The following is a 1,805-nucleotide window of genomic DNA, read 5'->3' as shown; positions in this document are numbered from 1 at the left end:
AAAACACCACAAGGGAAAGTGGAGAATAACGGATTCGAACCGTTGACCTCTTGCATGCCATGCAAGCGCTCTAGCCAGCTGAGCTAATCCCCCGGAATGATGCCGGGGACAACCCCGCATCAGGGCTTCTCCCATATACATTCATATATCTGATACAGAGCGTGTGAGTACAAGAAGACCGAGGGGACGCAAAAGACATGAGCGACCATACCCGAAACGTCTCTCCAGAAAGGAGGTGTTCCAGCCGCACCTTCCGGTACGGCTACCTTGTTACGACTTAGCCCCAATCACCGGTTTCACCCTAGGCCGACCCTCGCGGTCACGGACTTCAGGCGCCCCCGGCTTTCATGGCTTGACGGGCGGTGTGTACAAGGCCCGGGAACGTATTCACCGCGCCATGGCTGATGCGCGATTACTAGCGAATCCAGCTTCGTGGGGTCGGGTTGCAGACCCCAGTCCGAACTGAGGATGACTTTAAGGATTGGACCGATGTTGCCAGCGGCCGGCCCTCTGTATCACCCATTGTAACACGTGTGTAGCCCCGGACGTAAGGGCCGTGCTGATTTGACGTCATCCCCACCTTCCTCACTCCTTGCGGAGGCAGTGTCCCCAGAGTGCCCGGCTAGAACCGATGGCAACTAGGGAAAGGGGTTGCGCTCGTTATGGCACTTAAGCCGACACCTCACGGCACGAGCTGACGACAACCATGCAGCACCTTCACAGAGGCCCCGAAGGGCATCACCATCTCTGGATCTTTCCTCTGCAATTCAAGCCCGGGTAAGGTTCCTCGCGTATCATCGAATTAAACCACATGTTCCTCCGCTTGTGCGGGCCCCCGTCAATTCCTTTGAGTTTCACCGTTGCCGGCGTACTCCCCAGGTGGGATGCTTAACGCTTTCGCTTGGCCGCCGACTGTATATCGCCGACAGCGGGCATCCATCGTTTACCGCGCGGACTACCAGGGTATCTAATCCTGTTCGATACCCGCGCTTTCGAGCTTCAGCGTCAGTAACGCTGCGGCAGGCTGCCTTCGCAATCGGGGTTCTTCGTGATATCTAAGCATTTCACCGCTACACCACGAATTCCGCCTGCCTTCCGCGCACTCAAGGTCTCCAGTTCGCGCCGCACTCTCATGGTTGAGCCACAAAATTTCACGGCACGCTTAAAGACCGGCCTACGCTCCCTTTAAACCCAATAAATCCGGATAACGCCCGGACCTTCCGTATTACCGCGGCTGCTGGCACGGAATTAGCCGGTCCTTATTCATGCGGTACCTGCAAACATCCACACGTGGACACCTTTATCCCCGCATAAAAGAGGTTTACAACCCATAGGGCAGTCTTCCCTCACGCTACTTGGCTGGTTCAGCCTTACGGCCATTGACCAATATTCCTCACTGCTGCCTCCCGTAGGAGTCTGGACCGTGTCTCAGTTCCAGTGTGGGGGACCTTCCTCTCAGAACCCCTACCGATCGATGCCTTGGTGGGCCGTTACCCCGCCAACAAGCTAATCGGACGCATCCCCATCCTTTACCGATAAATCTTTGCTCCGACACAGATGTCCGGGACGGAGAACATGGGGGATTAATCCGCCTTTCGACGGGCTGGACCCCAGTAAAGGGAAGGTTGGATACGCGTTACTCACCCGTGCGCCGGTCGCCATCGGCCCATCCCGAAAGATAGGCCATGCTGCCCCTCGACTTGCATGTGTTAAGCCTGTAGCTAGCGTTCATCCTGAGCCAGGATCAAACTCTACATTGTAAAATATATAAGTTATAGACTCCAGACGCACCGAACCGAAAAAAA

At 55.8% G+C, this 1,805-nt stretch carries 1 tRNA gene and 1 rRNA gene; both read right to left on the bottom strand.

Annotated elements, in window-relative coordinates:
- Positions 1 to 19: 19 nt before the first annotated feature.
- Positions 20 to 93, bottom strand: a tRNA-Ala gene (locus HPS53_RS12465).
- 135 nt (positions 94 to 228) lie between these two features.
- Positions 229 to 1,760 (bottom strand): 16S ribosomal RNA (locus HPS53_RS12460).
- Between the last annotated feature and the right edge of the window lie 45 nt (positions 1,761 to 1,805).

It is taken from the genome of Prevotella sp. PTAC, assembly GCF_013166535.1.
Lineage (GTDB): Bacteria > Bacteroidota > Bacteroidia > Bacteroidales > Bacteroidaceae > Prevotella.
Note: the sequence above shows the minus strand (reverse complement) of the source record. Positions and strands in the feature narration are given on the sequence as shown.